This window comes from Bacillus methanolicus MGA3 (genome assembly GCF_000724485.1).
Taxonomy (GTDB): Bacteria; Bacillota; Bacilli; order Bacillales; family Cytobacillaceae; genus Bacillus_Z; species Bacillus_Z methanolicus_A.
In genome coordinates, this window is the sequence record NZ_CP007739.1 from 525,315 (window position 1) to 542,102 (window position 16,788).

General features: G+C 38.3%; 15 protein-coding genes and 1 pseudogene. 9 read left to right on the top strand and 7 right to left on the bottom strand.

Going from position 1 to position 16,788, the window contains the following annotated elements; translation table 11 throughout:
- The first annotated feature begins 39 nt into the window (after positions 1–39).
- From BMMGA3_RS02650 to recQ, 3 genes are all read left to right on the top strand, one after another.
- Positions 40–393 carry a DUF3147 family protein gene (locus BMMGA3_RS02650; RefSeq protein WP_003348042.1) on the top strand — a complete coding sequence of 118 codons (354 nt, stop codon included), beginning with the start codon at positions 40–42 and terminating at the stop codon, positions 391–393.
- A gap of 17 nt (positions 394–410) precedes the next feature.
- Positions 411–782 (top strand): DUF3147 family protein, encoded by a 372-nt coding sequence (locus BMMGA3_RS02655; protein WP_003348040.1) that lies wholly within the window; start codon positions 411–413, stop codon positions 780–782.
- Between the two features lie 564 nt (positions 783–1,346).
- Positions 1,347–3,518, top strand: a complete 2,172-nt coding sequence (gene recQ / locus BMMGA3_RS02660) for a DNA helicase RecQ (RefSeq protein ID WP_003348037.1) — start codon at positions 1,347–1,349, stop codon at positions 3,516–3,518.
- A 49-nt stretch (positions 3,519–3,567) separates the two neighbouring features.
- On the opposite strand, the gene BMMGA3_RS02665 is transcribed toward recQ, so the two are convergent.
- Together BMMGA3_RS02665 and BMMGA3_RS16975 are read right to left on the bottom strand one after the other, a co-directional pair.
- Complete coding sequence (locus BMMGA3_RS02665) at positions 3,568–4,980, bottom strand: glycoside hydrolase family 18 protein (protein WP_003348035.1); 1,413 nt, start codon at positions 4,978–4,980, stop codon at positions 3,568–3,570.
- A gap of 85 nt (positions 4,981–5,065) precedes the next feature.
- Positions 5,066–5,514: pseudogene (locus tag BMMGA3_RS16975) on the bottom strand (NADP-specific glutamate dehydrogenase); the annotation flags it as partial.
- Between the two features lie 140 nt (positions 5,515–5,654).
- Here BMMGA3_RS16975 and BMMGA3_RS02675 point away from each other — a divergent pair.
- From BMMGA3_RS02675 to BMMGA3_RS02690, 4 genes are all read left to right on the top strand, one after another.
- Entirely contained in the window at positions 5,655–6,440 is a 786-nt protein-coding gene (locus BMMGA3_RS02675; RefSeq protein WP_003348033.1) for a transporter substrate-binding domain-containing protein, read from the top strand.
- Between the two features lie 61 nt (positions 6,441–6,501).
- The gene (locus BMMGA3_RS02680) at positions 6,502–7,146 is read left to right on the top strand and encodes an amino acid ABC transporter permease (RefSeq protein WP_034669452.1); all 645 of its coding nucleotides are present in this window, start codon (positions 6,502–6,504) and stop codon (positions 7,144–7,146) included.
- The gene (locus tag BMMGA3_RS02685) at positions 7,143–7,871 is read left to right on the top strand and encodes an amino acid ABC transporter ATP-binding protein (protein WP_034669450.1); all 729 of its coding nucleotides are present in this window, start codon (positions 7,143–7,145) and stop codon (positions 7,869–7,871) included. Before BMMGA3_RS02680 ends, BMMGA3_RS02685 begins: the two co-directional genes overlap by 4 nt.
- Positions 7,872–8,097: 226 nt before the next feature.
- A complete protein-coding gene (locus BMMGA3_RS02690) occupies positions 8,098–9,510 on the top strand; it encodes an NAD-dependent succinate-semialdehyde dehydrogenase (protein WP_051744921.1) in 1,413 nt (470 codons plus the stop codon).
- An 89-nt stretch (positions 9,511–9,599) separates the two neighbouring features.
- On the opposite strand, the gene BMMGA3_RS02695 is transcribed toward BMMGA3_RS02690, so the two are convergent.
- The gene (locus BMMGA3_RS02695) at positions 9,600–11,276 is read right to left on the bottom strand and encodes a PAS domain-containing sensor histidine kinase (protein ID WP_003348032.1); all 1,677 of its coding nucleotides are present in this window, start codon (positions 11,274–11,276) and stop codon (positions 9,600–9,602) included.
- Positions 11,277–11,534: 258 nt separating this feature from the next.
- Here BMMGA3_RS02695 and BMMGA3_RS02700 point away from each other — a divergent pair, with 258 nt between their 5' ends.
- Complete coding sequence (locus tag BMMGA3_RS02700; protein WP_003348030.1) at positions 11,535–11,978, top strand: hypothetical protein; 444 nt, start codon at positions 11,535–11,537, stop codon at positions 11,976–11,978.
- A 72-nt stretch (positions 11,979–12,050) separates the two neighbouring features.
- Positions 12,051–12,524 (top strand): hypothetical protein, encoded by a 474-nt coding sequence (locus BMMGA3_RS02705; protein WP_003348027.1) that lies wholly within the window; start codon positions 12,051–12,053, stop codon positions 12,522–12,524.
- Between the two features lie 156 nt (positions 12,525–12,680).
- On the opposite strand, the gene BMMGA3_RS02710 is transcribed toward BMMGA3_RS02705, so the two are convergent.
- The 4 genes from BMMGA3_RS02710 to BMMGA3_RS02725 form a co-directional block, all read right to left on the bottom strand.
- Positions 12,681–13,640: a D-2-hydroxyacid dehydrogenase gene (locus BMMGA3_RS02710; RefSeq protein WP_003348025.1), complete on the bottom strand. Its 960-nt coding sequence runs from the start codon at positions 13,638–13,640 to the stop codon at positions 12,681–12,683.
- Between the two features lie 127 nt (positions 13,641–13,767).
- The gene (locus BMMGA3_RS02715) at positions 13,768–14,169 is read right to left on the bottom strand and encodes a C40 family peptidase (RefSeq protein WP_051744918.1); all 402 of its coding nucleotides are present in this window, start codon (positions 14,167–14,169) and stop codon (positions 13,768–13,770) included.
- 212 nt (positions 14,170–14,381) lie between these two features.
- Positions 14,382–14,585 carry a YbdD/YjiX family protein gene (locus BMMGA3_RS02720; protein WP_003348022.1) on the bottom strand — a complete coding sequence of 68 codons (204 nt, stop codon included), beginning with the start codon at positions 14,583–14,585 and terminating at the stop codon, positions 14,382–14,384.
- Entirely contained in the window at positions 14,578–16,656 is a 2,079-nt protein-coding gene (locus BMMGA3_RS02725; RefSeq protein ID WP_003348020.1) for a carbon starvation CstA family protein, read from the bottom strand. Before BMMGA3_RS02725 ends, BMMGA3_RS02720 begins: the two co-directional genes overlap by 8 nt.
- Between the last annotated feature and the right edge of the window lie 132 nt (positions 16,657–16,788).

A 16,788-nucleotide genomic window follows, 5' to 3' on the forward strand; every position in this document is an offset into this window, starting at 1 on the left:
TTAAAAAACTTGTTTAACAACTTAGAGAGGCGAAAGGTAATGTTTGTCAGTGCTTTAATTATCCGATTTCTTTTAGGAGGATCAGCAGTACTTGTATCTACAATTATTGCTAGAAAGTTAGGGGAAAAAGCAGGTGGAATCTTTGCGGCATTTCCGGCCGTCTATCTGGCTGCATTATTAACTGTCCGTCTCGATTTTGCCGGCGATGAGCTTATTGCTCATTCGATTTTGCTATCCAAAGGAGCCATAATCGGAATGGCCATTAATATACTATTTGCTATGATTGCAGGTTACCTTTTACCGAAAGAGGGATGGATACGAGGTTTAATTCATTCAATGGTTATATGGTTTGTAGTTTCAATGTTCGTTGCCATGATCACTTCGCACTATTAAAGAAAAGGTGAGCACCTATGAATATACAAGATTTACTTATTCGCTTTTTACTTGGCGGTACAGCTGTCATGCTTAGCTATATAGTGACAGTTATATCCCCGTGGAAAATACTTGCCGGAATCTTTGCGGCATTTCCGGCTGTCATGCTTACAGCTGTCTTAATGGTGGGTGTTTCTTCAGGCTCAAAGAAGGCAGCTAAAATTGCTCAAGGATCAATTTATGGAATGATTGGTGGAGTTGTTTGCGTTTCGACTGTACTCGCAGTATTGAAGGCTAGCCACAACTGGATTTTGAGTATATTCGCAGGACTAGTATTATGGCTTGCTAGTTCAATTGTAATTTCAACTATTAGAGAACGAGTAAGGAAACTTGGTATACGCCGTGCTTGAAAGAAAGAGGCTGACTCGAAAGTAAAGGGTCAGACTCCTCCATTACACAGATTGACAACCATTAATAAAACCATTCTATATATTGTCATTGTTGGAGGGAGTCAGACTCTTATGAGTCAGCCCCTGACTATATGTTGATGGAGCAAATTAATAATAGAAGGTATCATGGTTTTTGATTATGTGGTATAATTTAACATGTCAATCATTTTAAGCACTGTTTTTCAATCTTGAGCGCTGGCTAATTGCTTTTAAAATAAATAATTTATCTTGTAATGTCAGCATTCTCCAACTCCTCACTTTGATTTTCATGAAAAATCCCTCCTCTCTTGAAAACTCATTTCAAAACTTTACACTGCTTAAGGACAGCTTTACTTTATTGGTATTTTTCAATGAATATTTTATTACGTTTTACCGCAAATTTTTTAAAGTAAAACAACAAAAATTTCTACAAAAATAGACTAAACACTACGTAAAATCTATGAATTCTTAATTAAAATGACGAAATTTAGATATAATGATTCTATCTATAAACGTAATGAAAGTGAAAGAAAGGAGACCAGCTATTTGTTTGAGAAAGCACAGCAATTGTTGCAATCCTATTTTGGTTTTCCCTCTTTTCGAAAAGGCCAGGAACAGGCAATACGCTTTGTATTAGAGGGTAAAAACTCACTTTGCGTGATGCCGACGGGCGGTGGAAAATCTATTTGTTATCAAATTCCTTCTTTGGTAATGCCAGGAACTACAATCGTTGTTTCTCCGCTTATTTCGCTGATGAAAGATCAAGTTGATGCTCTATTGCAGTTGGGCATTTCGGCAACGTATATTAACAGCTCAATCAGTTTGAGTGAAGCAAACGAGCGGATGATGGAAGCCAAACAAGGACGATATAAGCTTTTATATATTGCTCCGGAGAGATTGGAATCCCGAGAGTTTAAGGAAAATCTGAAAAGCATGGAGATTCCTTTCGTTGCTGTAGATGAAGCACACTGTATTTCCCAGTGGGGGCATGACTTTAGGCCAAGCTACCGCCATATTCGCAGAATGGTAAACAATCTGAAGAAAAAACCAATTGTTCTTGCTTTAACAGCCACTGCCACGCCCATGGTACGAGAGGATATTTGTAAATCTCTTGATATTGATGAAAAAAATACGGTTATGACGGGTTTTGAAAGGGAAAACTTATCCTTTTCCGTCATTAAAGGACAGGATCGACTTCTCTTTTTAAAAGATTTTCTGAAAAAGAACAATAAAGAATCTGGCATTATCTATGCGGCCACGAGGAAAATGGTTGACCAGCTTTATGAAAGGCTGAAAAAAGAAAATATGAATGTCGGTCGTTATCATGCCGGTATGAGCGATTTGGACAGGATGAGAGAGCAGGATCAATTCCTAGCAGAAAAAACGACTGTAATGGTTGCTACATCTGCCTTTGGTATGGGAATAGATAAATCAAATATTCGTTATGTTATTCATTTCCAGCTTCCTAAAAACATGGAATCCTACTATCAAGAGGCGGGCCGTGCTGGCAGGGACGGGCTTGCTAGTGAATGTATCGTTCTTTATTCTCCGCAGGATGTGCAAGTTCAGCGATTTTTGATTGACCAGTCGAGTGAAAGGAACCGGATATCACAGGAACTTGAAAAGCTCCAATTGATGGTGGATTATTGCCATACAGAAAATTGTTTGCAGGCTTATATATTACAGTATTTTGGCGAAAGAGAGACAGAGTCATGTGGACGTTGTGGCAATTGTACTGATTCCCGTGCAAGTGTTGATGTCACAAAAGAAGCACAAATGGTGTTGTCATGTATTGTCCGAATGGGGCAGAAGTTCGGCAAGACGATCACAGCTCAGGTTTTAACCGGATCGAAAAATAAGAAAATTACAGAGCTCCACTTTCATAAACTTTCCACATACGGAATCATGAAGGAAAAAAGCGCAAAAGAAGTAAGTGACTTTATCGAATTCCTAATTTCACAGGAAATGATTGGAGTGAACCATGGTTCATTCCCAACGATTTTTGTCACGGAAAAAGGCAAGAATGTATTGCTTGGAAAGCAAGTAGTTCGCAAAAAAGAAGCTGTGCTAACAAAGCAAGTAGCTAATGATGATCCTTTATTTGATCGCTTAAGAATAATTAGAAGAAGTATTGCGGAAATGGAAAAGGTGCCGCCGTTCGTTATTTTTTCAGATACAACTTTAAAGGATATGTGTATAAAACTGCCTCAGTCCGACGAAGAGTTCTTACAGGTAAATGGGGTAGGAGAGAATAAGCTGAAAAAATACGGAGAGGTTTTCATCAGTGCCATAATCTCATATTGTGATGAACATCCAGAGCGCCTGCTCAAAAAGGCAACAGAACGTTCTTTTAAAAAGAAAACAAAAAAAGCAGAACGGGACTCACACCTTGTGACGTACGAAATGTTTTTGAACGGTTTATCGTTGAAGGAAATTTCCGGGAAGAGGGAACTTGCACTTGCTACAGTTGAGAATCATTTGTTGCTCTGTGCAGAGCAAGGGCTGGATGTCGACTTTGAGGCTCTCATCCCTGCCGAATACATGCCATTACTAAAAAGGGCAATAGAGGAGGCCGGCAGTGACAGGCTGAAGCCAATCAAAGAGCAGCTCCCAGAGGAAGTCACATTTTTTATGATTAAAGCATTTCTGTTTCTAAACAAGAACAAGTTAAAATTGATGAAAGACAAATCAGTGAGGGACAGGCCCTCATCATGGTAAAGCATTAAATATAAAGGGCCGATCCTTTTTTTATTGTGCTTTGATTATTTCAGCTTAATTTTCGCACTCGAAAATTGTCTTCAAGTAAGATCCAATTTTGCGGGAATGGATAACCGAGTACCCAATAACTAATACCGCGGAGGCCGTAATCCTTCACCGTGTCAAATTTTGCTTGGGCACTGCGTGCATCTTCAAACCAAACTTCATGAGTACGTCCTTGTTCATCTTCATACCGATAAAAAGGAGTTTGGGATGTTTGATCATAGTGAATCACAGCACCGTATTTTATTGCCCGGCGAATAGCTTCTTGCATATCAAATGTTTCTGCTTCCTGGCCTTGAACATGGGGAAGGAGCCAGTCGCGAGCATACAACTGGAAGCCCATAAAAATTTTATTTCTTGGAATGACAGTTACCGCGTAATCTAAAACACGTCTGATTTGATTAAGCGGAGATATCGACTGCGGAGGCCCTAATCTATATCCCCATTCGTATGTCATTAAAATGACAAAGTCAGCAATTCTGCCATGAGCGGCATAGTCGTGTGCTTCATATAAAAGGCCTTTTTGTTCGGAACTTGTTTTAGGTGCAAGAGAGGTCGAAACAAAATATCTTTCTTGATGCAAACGGTCAACTGCACGCTGCAAAAATTGATTATAGAGCTCTCGATCAGCTGGATATACATTCTCAAAGTCTATGTTTAATCCGCGGTAACCTTTGTTTTTCATTGTATTTACAACATTTGTTAATAACCGATTCTGCAGTTCTGTACTTGAAAGAATTGTATGAGCTAATCGTGACCCGGGATCTCTAAAGGTAAAATTTGTGATACACATCATTGGAACAGCTTGTTCGGCTATGGAAGCTTGAATAATCGGTGTGTCATCAATAGGATCTAGTCCGCCGTCTGCTCTCATGATGTAAGCAAAAGTGGATGTGAAGGTTAAATGTTTACCGACATCACGAACATTTCTCCCGCCTTCCTCTCCCATGTTGATGGTAAATGCATTTACATCAATAACTCGTTTGGTAAAAGGAATCGTTAACACTATTCCTGGATAAATAAGATTTGGATTTTGGATTTGATTTGTTCTGATAATTTCTTGAACGGTTGTGCCGTAACGCAGTGCAATTTGCCGTAAGCTCTCTCCAGGTTGAATGGTATGCGTCCTAGCGGGTATGAATAAAACCATTCCCGGATAGAGGACCGAAGGGTCACTAATTTGATTTGCCTGAAGAATGGATCTGATTGGAATCCCATATCTTTGCGCAATTTGCCATAACGTTTCCCCCGTTCGAACAGTGTGTTGACGAGCGGCAACAGGTATCACAAGCGCCTGACCAATAACTAATCGGTCAGCATTGGGTAGTTCATTAGCTGTCACAATTTGTGAAATACTTACGCCATAACGATTGGCTACCTGCCATAACGTCTCCCCTCTTTGTATAACATGAATAATCATAAGTACCTCCTCAAATTAGGTCATATCACTAATGTATGCCGTCAATGGATATGAGGAAACTTTTAAACGAAAAAATACCTAGGGGAGAATTGGCTGCTTTTGCAGGTGCAAAAAGAACATCATTCTTTAGGAACACGTCAATAGCTTCAAGTGTACACGGCATGTTTGCACCTTCACCAATTGCTTTTACCCCATTTGAAACTAAAATATTTGCGGCTTTTTCATCGATTTCATTTTGAGTGGCGCATGGGAGAGCAATATCACAAGGGATGGACCAGATTCCAGCGGAACCTTCATAGTACTCTGCTTTTGGATGAACATTCACATATTCACTAATTCTTTTTCTTTCAACTTCTTTCAGTCTTTTAATGATTCAAGGTTGATTCCGTTTTGATCATAAACAAAGCCGTTAGAATCACTGCAAGCAACTACTTTTGCGCCTAATTGTGCAGCTTTTTCCATCGCATAGATTGCGACATTTCCTGATCCTGAGACTACAACCGTACTTCCGTCAAAACTAAGTCCTTTGTCTTTTCATGGTATGGGGCGATTTCGTTATTTGGAATCTTTTTTTTCTTGATGATCTACAATACCTTGTATAAAATGGTGATAGCTTATGAAATTTTTACAGCGGATTTAGAAAATTAATAATACTCAGAAAAAGGGGGATTTTCATGAAAAAATTACGTTTCGTAAGCATATTTTTTATTTTTATACTTTTATTGGCCGCATGCGGCACGGGCAAAGATAACAATGCAAATGACAACGGCAAAAATAGCAATGGAGAAAAGGTATATAAAGTGGGAATAGATACTACTTATCCGCCATTTGAATTTAAAGAGGGAGATAAATATAAAGGAATTGATATTGATTTAATTAATGCAATAGCAAAAAACCAGGGCTTTAAAATTGAATTATCTCCTATGGATTTTGGTGGAATCATACCTGCCTTGCAAGCCGGGCAACTTGACGTTGCGATTGCTGGCATGAGCATTACTGACGAAAGAAAAAAGATTGTTGATTTCTCTGAACCATACTTTGATGCGGGATTAACATTAGTTGTTAAGAAAGACAATAAAGATATTAGTTCAGTTGATGACCTAAAGGGTAAAACAGTTGCTGTTAAAAAAGGAACAACTGGTGCAACTTTTGCACAACAAAAGGCGAATGAACTAGGCTTCAAAGTTGTTCAATTTAATGATAGCCCTTCCATGTTCCAGGAAGTAGCAAATGGAAACGCGGATGTTCTTATTGAAGATTATCCTGTCATTGCATACGCAATAGCCCAAAAAGATCTTGGCTTAAAAATTGTTGGGGATCGCCTCAATGGTGATAAATACGGAATTGCTGTATTAAAAGGAAAAAATCAAGATCTGTTAGAAAAAATTAATAAAGGTCTTGCAGAGCTTAAGAAAAATGGAAAATATGATGAAATACTAAAGAAATATTTGAAGAAATAAGCCGTTTTGACGTAAAAAGGCGCGCAGCTGGCGCGCTTTCTTATTGAAAGGAGATGAATAAATGGATATTATTACAGCAGCCTTTCCTTATTTATTGAAAGGCCTCCAAGTAACTCTCCATATATTCGTTATTGCGATTATTTTGGGTTTTATGATCGGATTAATTATGGCATTATTCCGATTAGCGCCGATTAAAATCTTAAATTGGATTGCGAAAATATTTGTTGATGCCATCCGGGGAACACCATTCCTAGTTCAATTGTATTTTATTTATTTTGGTATAAATTCACTGAATTGGATTTCGTTTAACAATACAACGGCAGGTATAATAACGGTTGGGATTAATGCAGGGGCATATTTTGCTGAGATTATCCGAGCCGGTATTCAGTCAATTGATAAAGGACAAACGGAGGCAGCGCGATCACTTGGTCTGACCGGTGTTCAGAATATGCGTTATATCATTCTTCCACAAGCTTTTCGAAGAATGCTACCTACAATTACGAATCAATCAATTATTAGCTTAAAGGATACTTCCCTTCTTTCCATTATTGGAATTGCAGACTTGACGCAACAGGGACAAATTCAAACTGCAGCTACATTTGAAGCATTTAAAATATGGCTGACAGTTGGTGTTATGTATTTCGTTATTATTTATTTACTATCTTTACTCTCTAATTTCCTAGAACGGAGGTTTGTGCTGCGATGAGTATAATTCAAGTAAAAAACTTAAAAAAATCATTTGGAAATTTAGAGGTATTAAAAGATATTAATACAGAGATTAAGGAAAAAGAGGTTGTTTGTGTCATTGGTCCGTCCGGTTCAGGAAAGAGTACATTCCTTCGTTGCTTAAATCGGCTTGAGGAAATAACTGGCGGTCATGTAATCGTGAATGGTTATGACATTACCGATCCAAAGATTGACATTAACAAAGTGAGACAAGAGGTCGGGATGGTATTCCAGCAATTTAATCTTTTTCCTCATAAAACAGTTTTAGAAAATATTACGCTCGCACCTATAAAAGTGAAGAAAATATCAAAAGAAGAGGCAGAAAAAAAAGCGCTTGAGCTGCTCGATAAAGTTGGACTGCGCGCGAAAGCACAAAGCTATCCCGGAGAATTATCAGGTGGACAAAAACAGCGGGTGGCCATTGCTAGAGCGTTAGCCATGAATCCGAAAATCATGCTTTTTGACGAACCAACTTCAGCACTTGATCCGGAAATGGTCGGGGATGTATTGGAAGTTATGAAACAATTAGCAAAAGAAGGGATGACAATGGTTGTTGTCACTCACGAAATGGGCTTCGCCCGTGAAGTAGGAGATCGAGTCCTATTTATGGACGGCGGATACATTGTTGAGGAAAATGAACCAAAGGAACTATTCAGCAACCCGCAGCATGAACGCACAAAAGCCTTTTTAAGCAAAGTACTTTAAAAACGAGGGATTTATCCTCGTTTTTTTTAATAATATTCAATGAAAGTAGATCATCAAAAAATATAACAATTAATTTGATGGTTACTAGGCATTTCTTTTAATAAATTCTGTTGTATGGCAGGGACTTTTTGTGTGGGGAAAATAACTAAATATTTACACATCGAATGAAGATAAAGAAACGAGAGGAGAGAACAGCGGTTTGAAGAAACAAGGATTGACCCGAGGGATGTATATTAATGGGCAGCAGATTTTAATGGAAAATTGTTTCATGGTTCAAAATCCTGCTACGTTTGAACCTGTAGGTTATGTTCCTAATGGGACTGCAAAAGAAGCAAAGCTTGCTGTCGATGCTGCATATGAAGCTTTTCTTACATGGTCAAAAATCACGGCTTACGAACGGGCAGATTTATTGGAAAAATGGCACCAAATAATTAAAGATCGGTTAGATGATTTAGCTTTTACTATGACATTAGAGCAGGGAAAGCCTTTGTTTGAAGCAAAAGGTGAAATAGAGTATGCCAACAGCTTTGTAAAATGGTTTGCAGAAGAAGCGAAACGAATTTATGGAGAAACGATACCGGCTTCCGTTGGTTCCAAGAGAATCATAGTTCAAAAACAACCCGTTGGGGTCGTTGCTGCTATAACCCCCTGGAACTTCCCGGCGGCGATGATCACCCGGAAAGTAGCTCCGGCACTTGCAGCGGGTTGTACAGTCGTCATAAAACCGGCTGAACAAACACCTCTTACAGCGCTATTATTAGCAGAATGTGCTCAAGAAGCGGGATTTCCGGCGGGTGTTATTAATGTCGTAACCACTCAAAATCCAGCGGAAGTGGTAGATGTTTGGATGGAAGATTCACGTGTTAAGAAAGTTACATTTACCGGTTCTACTCCAATCGGAAAATTATTAATGAAGAAAGCAGCAGATACCGTAAAAAAAGTATCTCTTGAACTTGGCGGTCTTGCACCTTTTATCGTCACAGAGGATGCTAATATTAAAGAAGCTGTAAAGGGGGTTGTGCAATCAAAATTCAGGAATGCCGGCCAAACCTGTATTTGTGCCAATCGGATTTTTGTGCATGAGTCAATTAAGGAACCTTTTTTAGCAGCGTTTCATGAAGCTGTATTATCACTCCGAGTAGGCAATGGCCTTGATGAAAAAGTTGACATCGGTCCGCTTATTGACGAAGAGGCAGTCAAGAAAGTGAAACACCAATTAGAAGATGCTGTTGCAAAAGGAGCTACTCTCCATAAAGGACCTTCGGTAAATATGGATAAAGGGTATTTTTTGAATCCGGTTGTAATCTCTGATGTAACAGATGATATGTTATGTATGCAGGAAGAAACATTTGGACCGATCGCACCGGTCAGCACATATTCAGACGATGAAGAAGTCATTCAACGTGCGAATAATACTCCGTTTGGTTTAGCTGCCTATGTTTACACTCAATCTTTACAAAAGGCTGTTTGGTTTTCAGAAAATCTGGAATACGGCATTGTAGGGATCAATGATGGAGCCCCTTCTGTTGCACAAGCACCTTTTGGCGGAATGAAAGAAAGTGGCCTCGGAAGAGAAGGAAGCCACTACGGGTTAGATGAATTTCTTGAAATTAAATATATTTCACTTCAATTAATATAAACTAGTTTTACTCGTAAGCAAAAACGCTTAACCCAATGTTGATGGGTTAAGCGTTTTTGCTATAAATACGGCAATTCATTATGCTTGAGTCAAGCTCCAATCTCCTTTATTACTTCAGGCGTCGGTTCAACTGTATTTTCAATCCCGGTCGGCAATACAATATTTACTTCCGTTCCTTTATTTTTCTCGCTATCAAATTGTATTGTTCCATTGTGAGACTGGACAATCTTATAGCTTACGGTTAGGCCAAGGCCAGTCCCCTTTTCTTTTGAAGAATAAAAAGGTTCCCCGAGTTTTTTCAACCGTTCCTTTGAAATACCGCAACCGTTATCTTTTACCGTAATTGAAATTTTTTCATTTTCTTCCTTGTTCAAGAAAACGGATACGGTGTCACCGCTTGTTGATGCTTCAATGGCATTTTTGATGATATTTATAAATAATTGCTTCAATTGATTAGGCTCACATTCAATCATATACTCATTGTCCTGAAATATGAAATCAATTTCAATGTTGTGTAAGGCTGCTTCTGTTTTTAGTAATGAAATTACGTCGAACAAAATATTTCGGAGATCAGCTTTTGTAAACTTTATTTGTTGAGGCTTTGCCAAAAGCAAGAGCTCACCGACAATATGATTAATACGATTTAATTCGTCAAGCATAATTTGATAGTAATATTGATGTTTTTCATCTTCCATTTGAAGAAGCTGTACAAATCCTTTTAAAGATGTAAGGGGATTTCTGATTTCGTGGGCAACACTGGCAGATAATTCGCCCACAACAGATAGTTTTTCTGCTCTTCTCAGCCGCTCCTCGGTTTTCCGCATTTCGGTTATATCTTTTCCGTATCCGATGATTCCCGCAATTTTCTTATTAACAATGATTGGAAGTGCCGTGCATTGCAAGGTTATCGAATCTCCACTTTTATGAAGGACATCAAGTTCAAATGATTGAGGTTTCTGATCGAAAATGACATTTGAAATTAGCTTTAATATTTGTTCTTTTTGGTCATTCGGCAATATGTCTTTTACATTTTTTCCAATGAATTCTTCTGCGTCAAAACCGGTGGATACTTTAAACTGAGGGTTTAAATTTGTGATATTTCCTTCCAGATCAATCATGTAAACTATATCCGGATTGTATTCAAATAATGATTTGTACTGTTGCTTGCTTTCTTCTAGTAAAGTTTCTACATGTTTTCTTTCTGTAATGTCTCTTCCAATAATCACTAAACCCTTTCGACTTCCATCGGAATGATAAAGAGGAACTTTGATCGTGTCAAAGGTTTTTGTTGTGCCATCTGGTAAAGGAATTACTTCTTCAATGCGTGTAATATCCCCATTTTCCCATGCCATCTCATCCGAAACTTCACAATATCTTAGTGCATCCCCATAAAACTCCGTATACTCTGCTAATTCAGAGTCTTTCTTTCCTTTATAATCGACATTTTCAAGCTGAAACAACTTTAATCCGAATTCATTGGCTTCAATCCATCTTCCTTCACCATCTTTAAAATTAACAAAGTCAACCATCGAATTAATAAGTGTTGACAGACGTTTTTCTTCTTCTTTTGATACGTTCAATTCTTCCTTTTTGTTCAGGCAAAAATAGAAGAGCCATCCGGTGATGAAAACATATAAGACCTCTTTGATCCGTTCAAGAAAATGAATCAAAGGGAAGGGTTCAAACTGATCAAGAAGATAGTTTGTTCCAAAAATCCAAACGATGCTGGAGAAAATGTATAACCATAATAGTTTTTTCTTGTTCATACTTTACCCCTGTTCTTTTATATGAATATATAAAAGTATTTTATTCTATGTTAACTAAACCAAAGTCGAAAATGAATAGTATCTTCCTATTTTACATAGTAGCATAGAATTAGGAAACTGATTACAGTGAAATTCGAGCATTTAGAGGAAGACAATGGAAAAGGATTGAAAGATAAAGGAAATCATAGTTTAATATAGAAAATCGGTCTTAGGAAATTAACCATAAGTAAAAATACATACTTTACGGAGTGTTTAATAATGAAGAAAAAAATATGGATGGGGGGAATTGGTTTAATTCCGATTTTTTCCATTATGATTTTCCTTGACTTCCAAAAAGTAAAAAAAGAAGAGAAGCCACCACTGCCAACAGTAAAAGTCGGAGAAGAGATAATTAAAGCAGATCTTAAATCTTACTCGTGGAAGGGCAACACCGGAACAATCAAAGGAAGTAAAGATCAATTACTTACGGAAGTAGATCCTTTAGCTGAACTTACTGTGACTTTCAATGAAGGAGAAAAGCCTGATAACATGACCATTCAAACGAATCCTCCAGAAGCCTATCGGAATTCAGTCGAACCCAATCGATTCACTCTCCCTAACTATCCGGGTTCTCATACTCTAGAAATAAACGCAGAATGGGAGAGGAAAGGGAAAGCAAAATATATTGTAGAGCTTATGTTTAAAGAAAAAGTTTCCTATTAACGATTGTTGGCATCAGAAGAAGGGTTTTATTCACTGTTTGTCCTCGAGCCTGTGGGTGGTTCTGGGTTATCTTTGGATATTCCGGTCAACTTAAATCGGATAGAAGGAACCGATGATCTGGAGGGTACACGAGAAAGATATCCGGAACTTGAAATTAAATCAGCGCCTACATTCGTGCTTTTTGACCATGAGAAGGTGGTTTTAAAAACAGAAAAGTATGAAGAACTTATTCAGTTTCTTCAGTCTGATACGGGTGCATCGTATAAGGATCTATTACCAGAAAGCAAAGAAGGGCTTTCTGTTTTAGCAGTTCTTGAATCATCGGATGATAATGCGTTCAAAGAACTATCCTATGAAGAAAAATATCCTCATGTGGGTCCTGTCACTGGTTATACAGATCTTGAAACAGTTAGACGTGGATACCCGGATTTAAATATCGAGCGGATTCCGACTTACATCGTCTTTAATTACAAGGGTGAAGTTTATCGGACCCATGATTCTAAAGACTTGGTTCAATTTCTGAAAAACCGCAACTCTGTGAAGTGATTTGGGTATGAATTTAAGTACTAAAAACTGATAAAGAAATAATAGAAGGCCATAATCCTTCCGCTAAGATTATGGCCTAATTGATTTTGAAAATTTTGAAGCAATCGTGCCTTTCTATAGAAAAATCCACTATGTATTGAATCGAAAAGGGGTCTATTAATATCCCTTTTCATAGTCCACTAAGTTAATAGTTGGAGTTTTTCCCTCGAGATAGTTTTTTAAGTTAGGGATAAAAATATCTTCGATTACCCGTTTATTATAATGTTCGGTAGAACCGGCAGTATGTGGTGTAATGATGACATTTTCCATATCCCATAAAGGACTATTTTCACCTAGTGGTTCTGTTTCAAAGACGTCCAGCCCGGCACCAGCAATTTGCCCGTCTTGTAGCGCCTGAATAAGTTCCGCTTCATTTACAACTTCACCGCGCCCGATATTAATAAAAAATGCCGAAGGTTTCATCAGCACAAATTGCTCTTTTCCAAATAAATGGCGTGTATCTTTTGTAAGAGGCAATGTTACGACAACGTAATCACATTTTGGGAGAATAGAATTGAGATGGTCTGTTGTGAACATTTCATCGACAAATTCTTCAGGCCTGCCTGAGCGGCGCACACCTAAAACAGTCATACCAAATGCTTTTGCAATTTTTGCTGTTTCTTTCCCGATCGCACCCACTCCGATAATTCCGACCGTTTTTTGATGCATTTCAAGTTTTAGACCGGAATGGTGCCACGTTTTCGATTGCTGATTTTTTATATAGGTGTGAATTTTTCTCGTTAATGCAAGCATTAGAGCAAGTATGGTCTCAGAAATAGGATATGCGTGCACTCCGTTGGCACTAGTTAGTAAAATTTTTCTTTCTGCTAATTTTTCTAACGGAAGGTCATCAACACCCGCACTCCAGCTCTGCAGCCAGCGAAGATTAGAATTTATCTCAATGCTTTCCTCCATTTCTTTTTTCCAGCCGGCGATGATTTCGGCATCTTTTAAATGATTTTGCCATATTGTACGGTCTTTTCCAATGACAACGTCCCATTCCGTTACCGTCTCTTTTATTTTTTGGGTAAGGCACTCATCAAGATTATGAGTGATCACCAATTTTCTTTTTTGCATAATGTCCCTCCAACCTTCACCTATTTGTATTATTTTAACATATTGATGGGAAGCTGGCCTGAATTTGCGCAAGACTCTTGGTAGTAAACAGTGTAAGGGATATAACCGAACTTATTCAGTTGAAGGTTTACATTTGATCGAAAACTCTTTTTGCTCCAATAAATACTGTTTTCCAGTAAGGATCTAATTCTGAAATGGTCACTTTTTTTCCTTCCCGATAGGTATGAAGGATTTTGTTGTTATCGATATACAGTGCAACATGTCCAATTTTAGATAGGCCACTTCTTTTTTTTCGCTTTTTAGTAGTAAAAAATAGTAAGTCTCCCTTTTTTATTGCATGATAAGAAATGCTTTTTCCAACTTGAAATTGTTGGCGTGAATTTCTGGGAAGAGAGATCCCATTTACTTTAAAAATATGTTGAATAAAAGAACTGCAATCAAATCGATCTGTTTGAAAAGAAGGAGCATTAAAAACATAAGGTGTACCAATGAAATTAAAACCTGTTGATATAATTTTATCAGCTAACATAATTATCCCTCTATAAAGACATCTTTTATCATAATATATTACTTTTTGAAATAAATGATTGGACAAGGTTCTTAGTCAATACAAACATTTCTATACCAACGGGTGTTGCAATAGTTAATAAAAGAATTTAAGCTTTATAAGCCCACATCAAAAGCAAAGCCTGCGAACAAAATGGCCGCAGGCGGATTTATTGCTTAATTTTTTTATTATATTTAACAACATCTTGAAATTTTTCCGTCTTTACTGTTGAAGCGAGATTCCTGTGCTTCGCAGAAAAATTCTTTTCTTGATTTTATTGGTTCGCCTGGATGATGCGTTTTCATATGTTCGATGTATTTTTCATAACTTGGAACGCCAACTAGCAGGCTGATGAACTGTTTTCTGTATTTCATGATTTCTTGCAGTTTTTTAAGCATATGTTCTTACATCTCCTTTGCTGCTGCGAGTCACTAAAGGTGATTCATGCAAGGTAACCTTTTTGTTTGTTAAAACTTTATACCAAATAATGAGGGCCGAGATCAAAACGGTAATAACGACAATCATGAAGATCGCGCAAAGGGTAGCATCTACATAGTCATTGATGAGAACTTGCTTCATTTGTGCAGCATTCGCAGCTGGTGCCAGTACTTTTCCTTCATTCATTGCCCCTTTAAATAATTTAGCATGAGATAAAAAGCTGATTTTCGGGTTTTCATGGAACAGCTTTTGCCAGCCGGCTGTCATCGTTACAATTAAAATCCAAGTTGTCGGAATAAGGGTGACCCATACATATCTTTTTTTGCCCATTTTGAATAAAATAGTCGTCCCTAAGAGCAGGGCAATTCCTGCGAGCATTTGGTTGGCAATTCCGAATAGCGGCCATAAGGTATTAATTCCACCAAGTGGATCGATAACTCCTTGATATAAAAAGTAACCCCATGCACCAACACATAAAGCAGTGGCAATGATATTCGGAAGCAGGGCTTCTGTTTTTGCAAATGGTTTATATGCTGTTCCGATAATATCCTGAATCATAAAACGTCCGACACGTGTTCCTGCGTCAATCGTTGTTAAAATAAACAAGGCTTCAAACAGAATTGCAAAATGGTACCAGAATGCCATTAAAGTTTTTCCACCGATTACTTTTGAGAAAATCACAGCCATTCCGATCGCAAGAGTAGGTGCTCCTCCGGTTCGGGACAGGATTGTCTTTTCTCCAACGTCATTAGCGAGGCGTGTCAATTCATCAGGGGTAACCGTGAATCCCCAGTTGGAAACCGTATGGGCAGCCTGAACAGCGTCTGTTCCAATGACGGCAGTCGGACTGTTAATTGCAAAGTAAATTCCCGGTGTAAGTACACATGCAGCAATCATCGCCATAACAGCAACAAACGATTCAGTTAGCATTGCTCCATAGCCAATTGGCTGTGCATGTGATTCGCGCTCAATCATTTTAGGCGTTGTACCTGAGGCGATAAGAGAATGGAAACCTGAGACGGCTCCACAGGCAATAGTAATAAATAAGAAAGGAAAAAGATTTCCGGAAAATACTGGACCTGTTCCATCCACAAACTGTGTAATACCCGGCATTTGCAAGTCAGGTGCTACAATGACAATTCCTACTGCAAGCGCGACAATGGTTCCCACTTTCAAAAAAGTACTTAAATAATCGCGCGGTGCAAGAAGAAGCCATACCGGTAAAACGGAAGCAACAAATCCGTAAATCATCATCATAATGGCGATAGTTTCGCCTTTAAAAGTAAACATACTGGCTAAAGATGGATTTTCAGCAATAGATTGTCCTAGATAGATTGAAAGAAGCAATAAGACGATTCCTATTATAGATCCTTCCCCAACACGCCCTGGCCGTATATAACGCATATAAACTCCCATTAAAATGGCGATTGGGATTGTAGCTGCAATTGTAAACATTCCCCACGGGCTTCCAGACAGTGCTTTCACGACAACTAACGCTAATACGGCTAATAAAATAATCATGATTCCTAAAATTCCAACCATGGCTATCAATCCTGTGACAGGACCGATCTCTTCTTTAATCATTTCTCCAAGCGATTTTCCGTTTCGGCGCATTGAACCGAATAAAATGATAAAATCCTGAACAGCTCCTGCAAAGACGACTCCGACGACAATCCAGATGGTTCCCGGCAAATATCCCATTTGAGCAGCAAGAATCGGTCCTACGAGCGGACCGGCCCCCGCAATTGCCGCAAAGTGATGCCCGAACAAAACCCATTTGTTTGTCGGCACATAATCTTTTCCATCGTTATTAATCTCGGCAGGTGTCATACGTGAATCATCGAGCTCGAAAACTTTTCTAGCCATAAATCGACTGTAAAAGCGGTAAGCAATTGCGTAGACGCAGACGGCAGCAGTTATCAGCCAAATCGCATTCACACTTTCACCTTTATTTAATGCCATAACTGCAAAGCCTGCTGCACCTAAAGCTGAAACTAGCCCCCAGATGATGATCGATTTTAATGCTTTCAATTAAGATTTCCCCTTTCTATGGTTTAAAAATATTATATCTAATTATTCTGAATTTTGTATATTTTTCGTTTTTAAAAATAAATTAATCCGATGAATAAGGTGTTAACTTTTTCATAGTAATCTCTCCTCATT

Coding starts and splice junctions, on each gene's coding strand:
- BMMGA3_RS02665 (WP_003348035.1), bottom strand. CDS start 4,980: ATGATTATTCATGTTATACAAAGAGGGGAGACGTTATGGCAGGTAGCC.
- BMMGA3_RS02695 (WP_003348032.1), bottom strand. CDS start 11,276: ATGAACAAGAAAAAACTATTATGGTTATACATTTTCTCCAGCATCGTT.
- BMMGA3_RS02720 (WP_003348022.1), bottom strand. CDS start 14,585: ATGCTTAAAAAACTGCAAGAAATCATGAAATACAGAAAACAGTTCATC.
- BMMGA3_RS02680 (WP_034669452.1), top strand. CDS start 6,502: ATGGATATTATTACAGCAGCCTTTCCTTATTTATTGAAAGGCCTCCAA.
- BMMGA3_RS02715 (WP_051744918.1), bottom strand. CDS start 14,169: ATGTTAGCTGATAAAATTATATCAACAGGTTTTAATTTCATTGGTACA.
- BMMGA3_RS02650 (WP_003348042.1), top strand. CDS start 40: ATGTTTGTCAGTGCTTTAATTATCCGATTTCTTTTAGGAGGATCAGCA.
- BMMGA3_RS02700 (WP_003348030.1), top strand. CDS start 11,535: ATGAAGAAAAAAATATGGATGGGGGGAATTGGTTTAATTCCGATTTTT.
- BMMGA3_RS02655 (WP_003348040.1), top strand. CDS start 411: ATGAATATACAAGATTTACTTATTCGCTTTTTACTTGGCGGTACAGCT.
- BMMGA3_RS02690 (WP_051744921.1), top strand. CDS start 8,098: ATGTATATTAATGGGCAGCAGATTTTAATGGAAAATTGTTTCATGGTT.
- BMMGA3_RS02675 (WP_003348033.1), top strand. CDS start 5,655: ATGAAAAAATTACGTTTCGTAAGCATATTTTTTATTTTTATACTTTTA.
- BMMGA3_RS02710 (WP_003348025.1), bottom strand. CDS start 13,640: ATGCAAAAAAGAAAATTGGTGATCACTCATAATCTTGATGAGTGCCTT.
- BMMGA3_RS02685 (WP_034669450.1), top strand. CDS start 7,143: ATGAGTATAATTCAAGTAAAAAACTTAAAAAAATCATTTGGAAATTTA.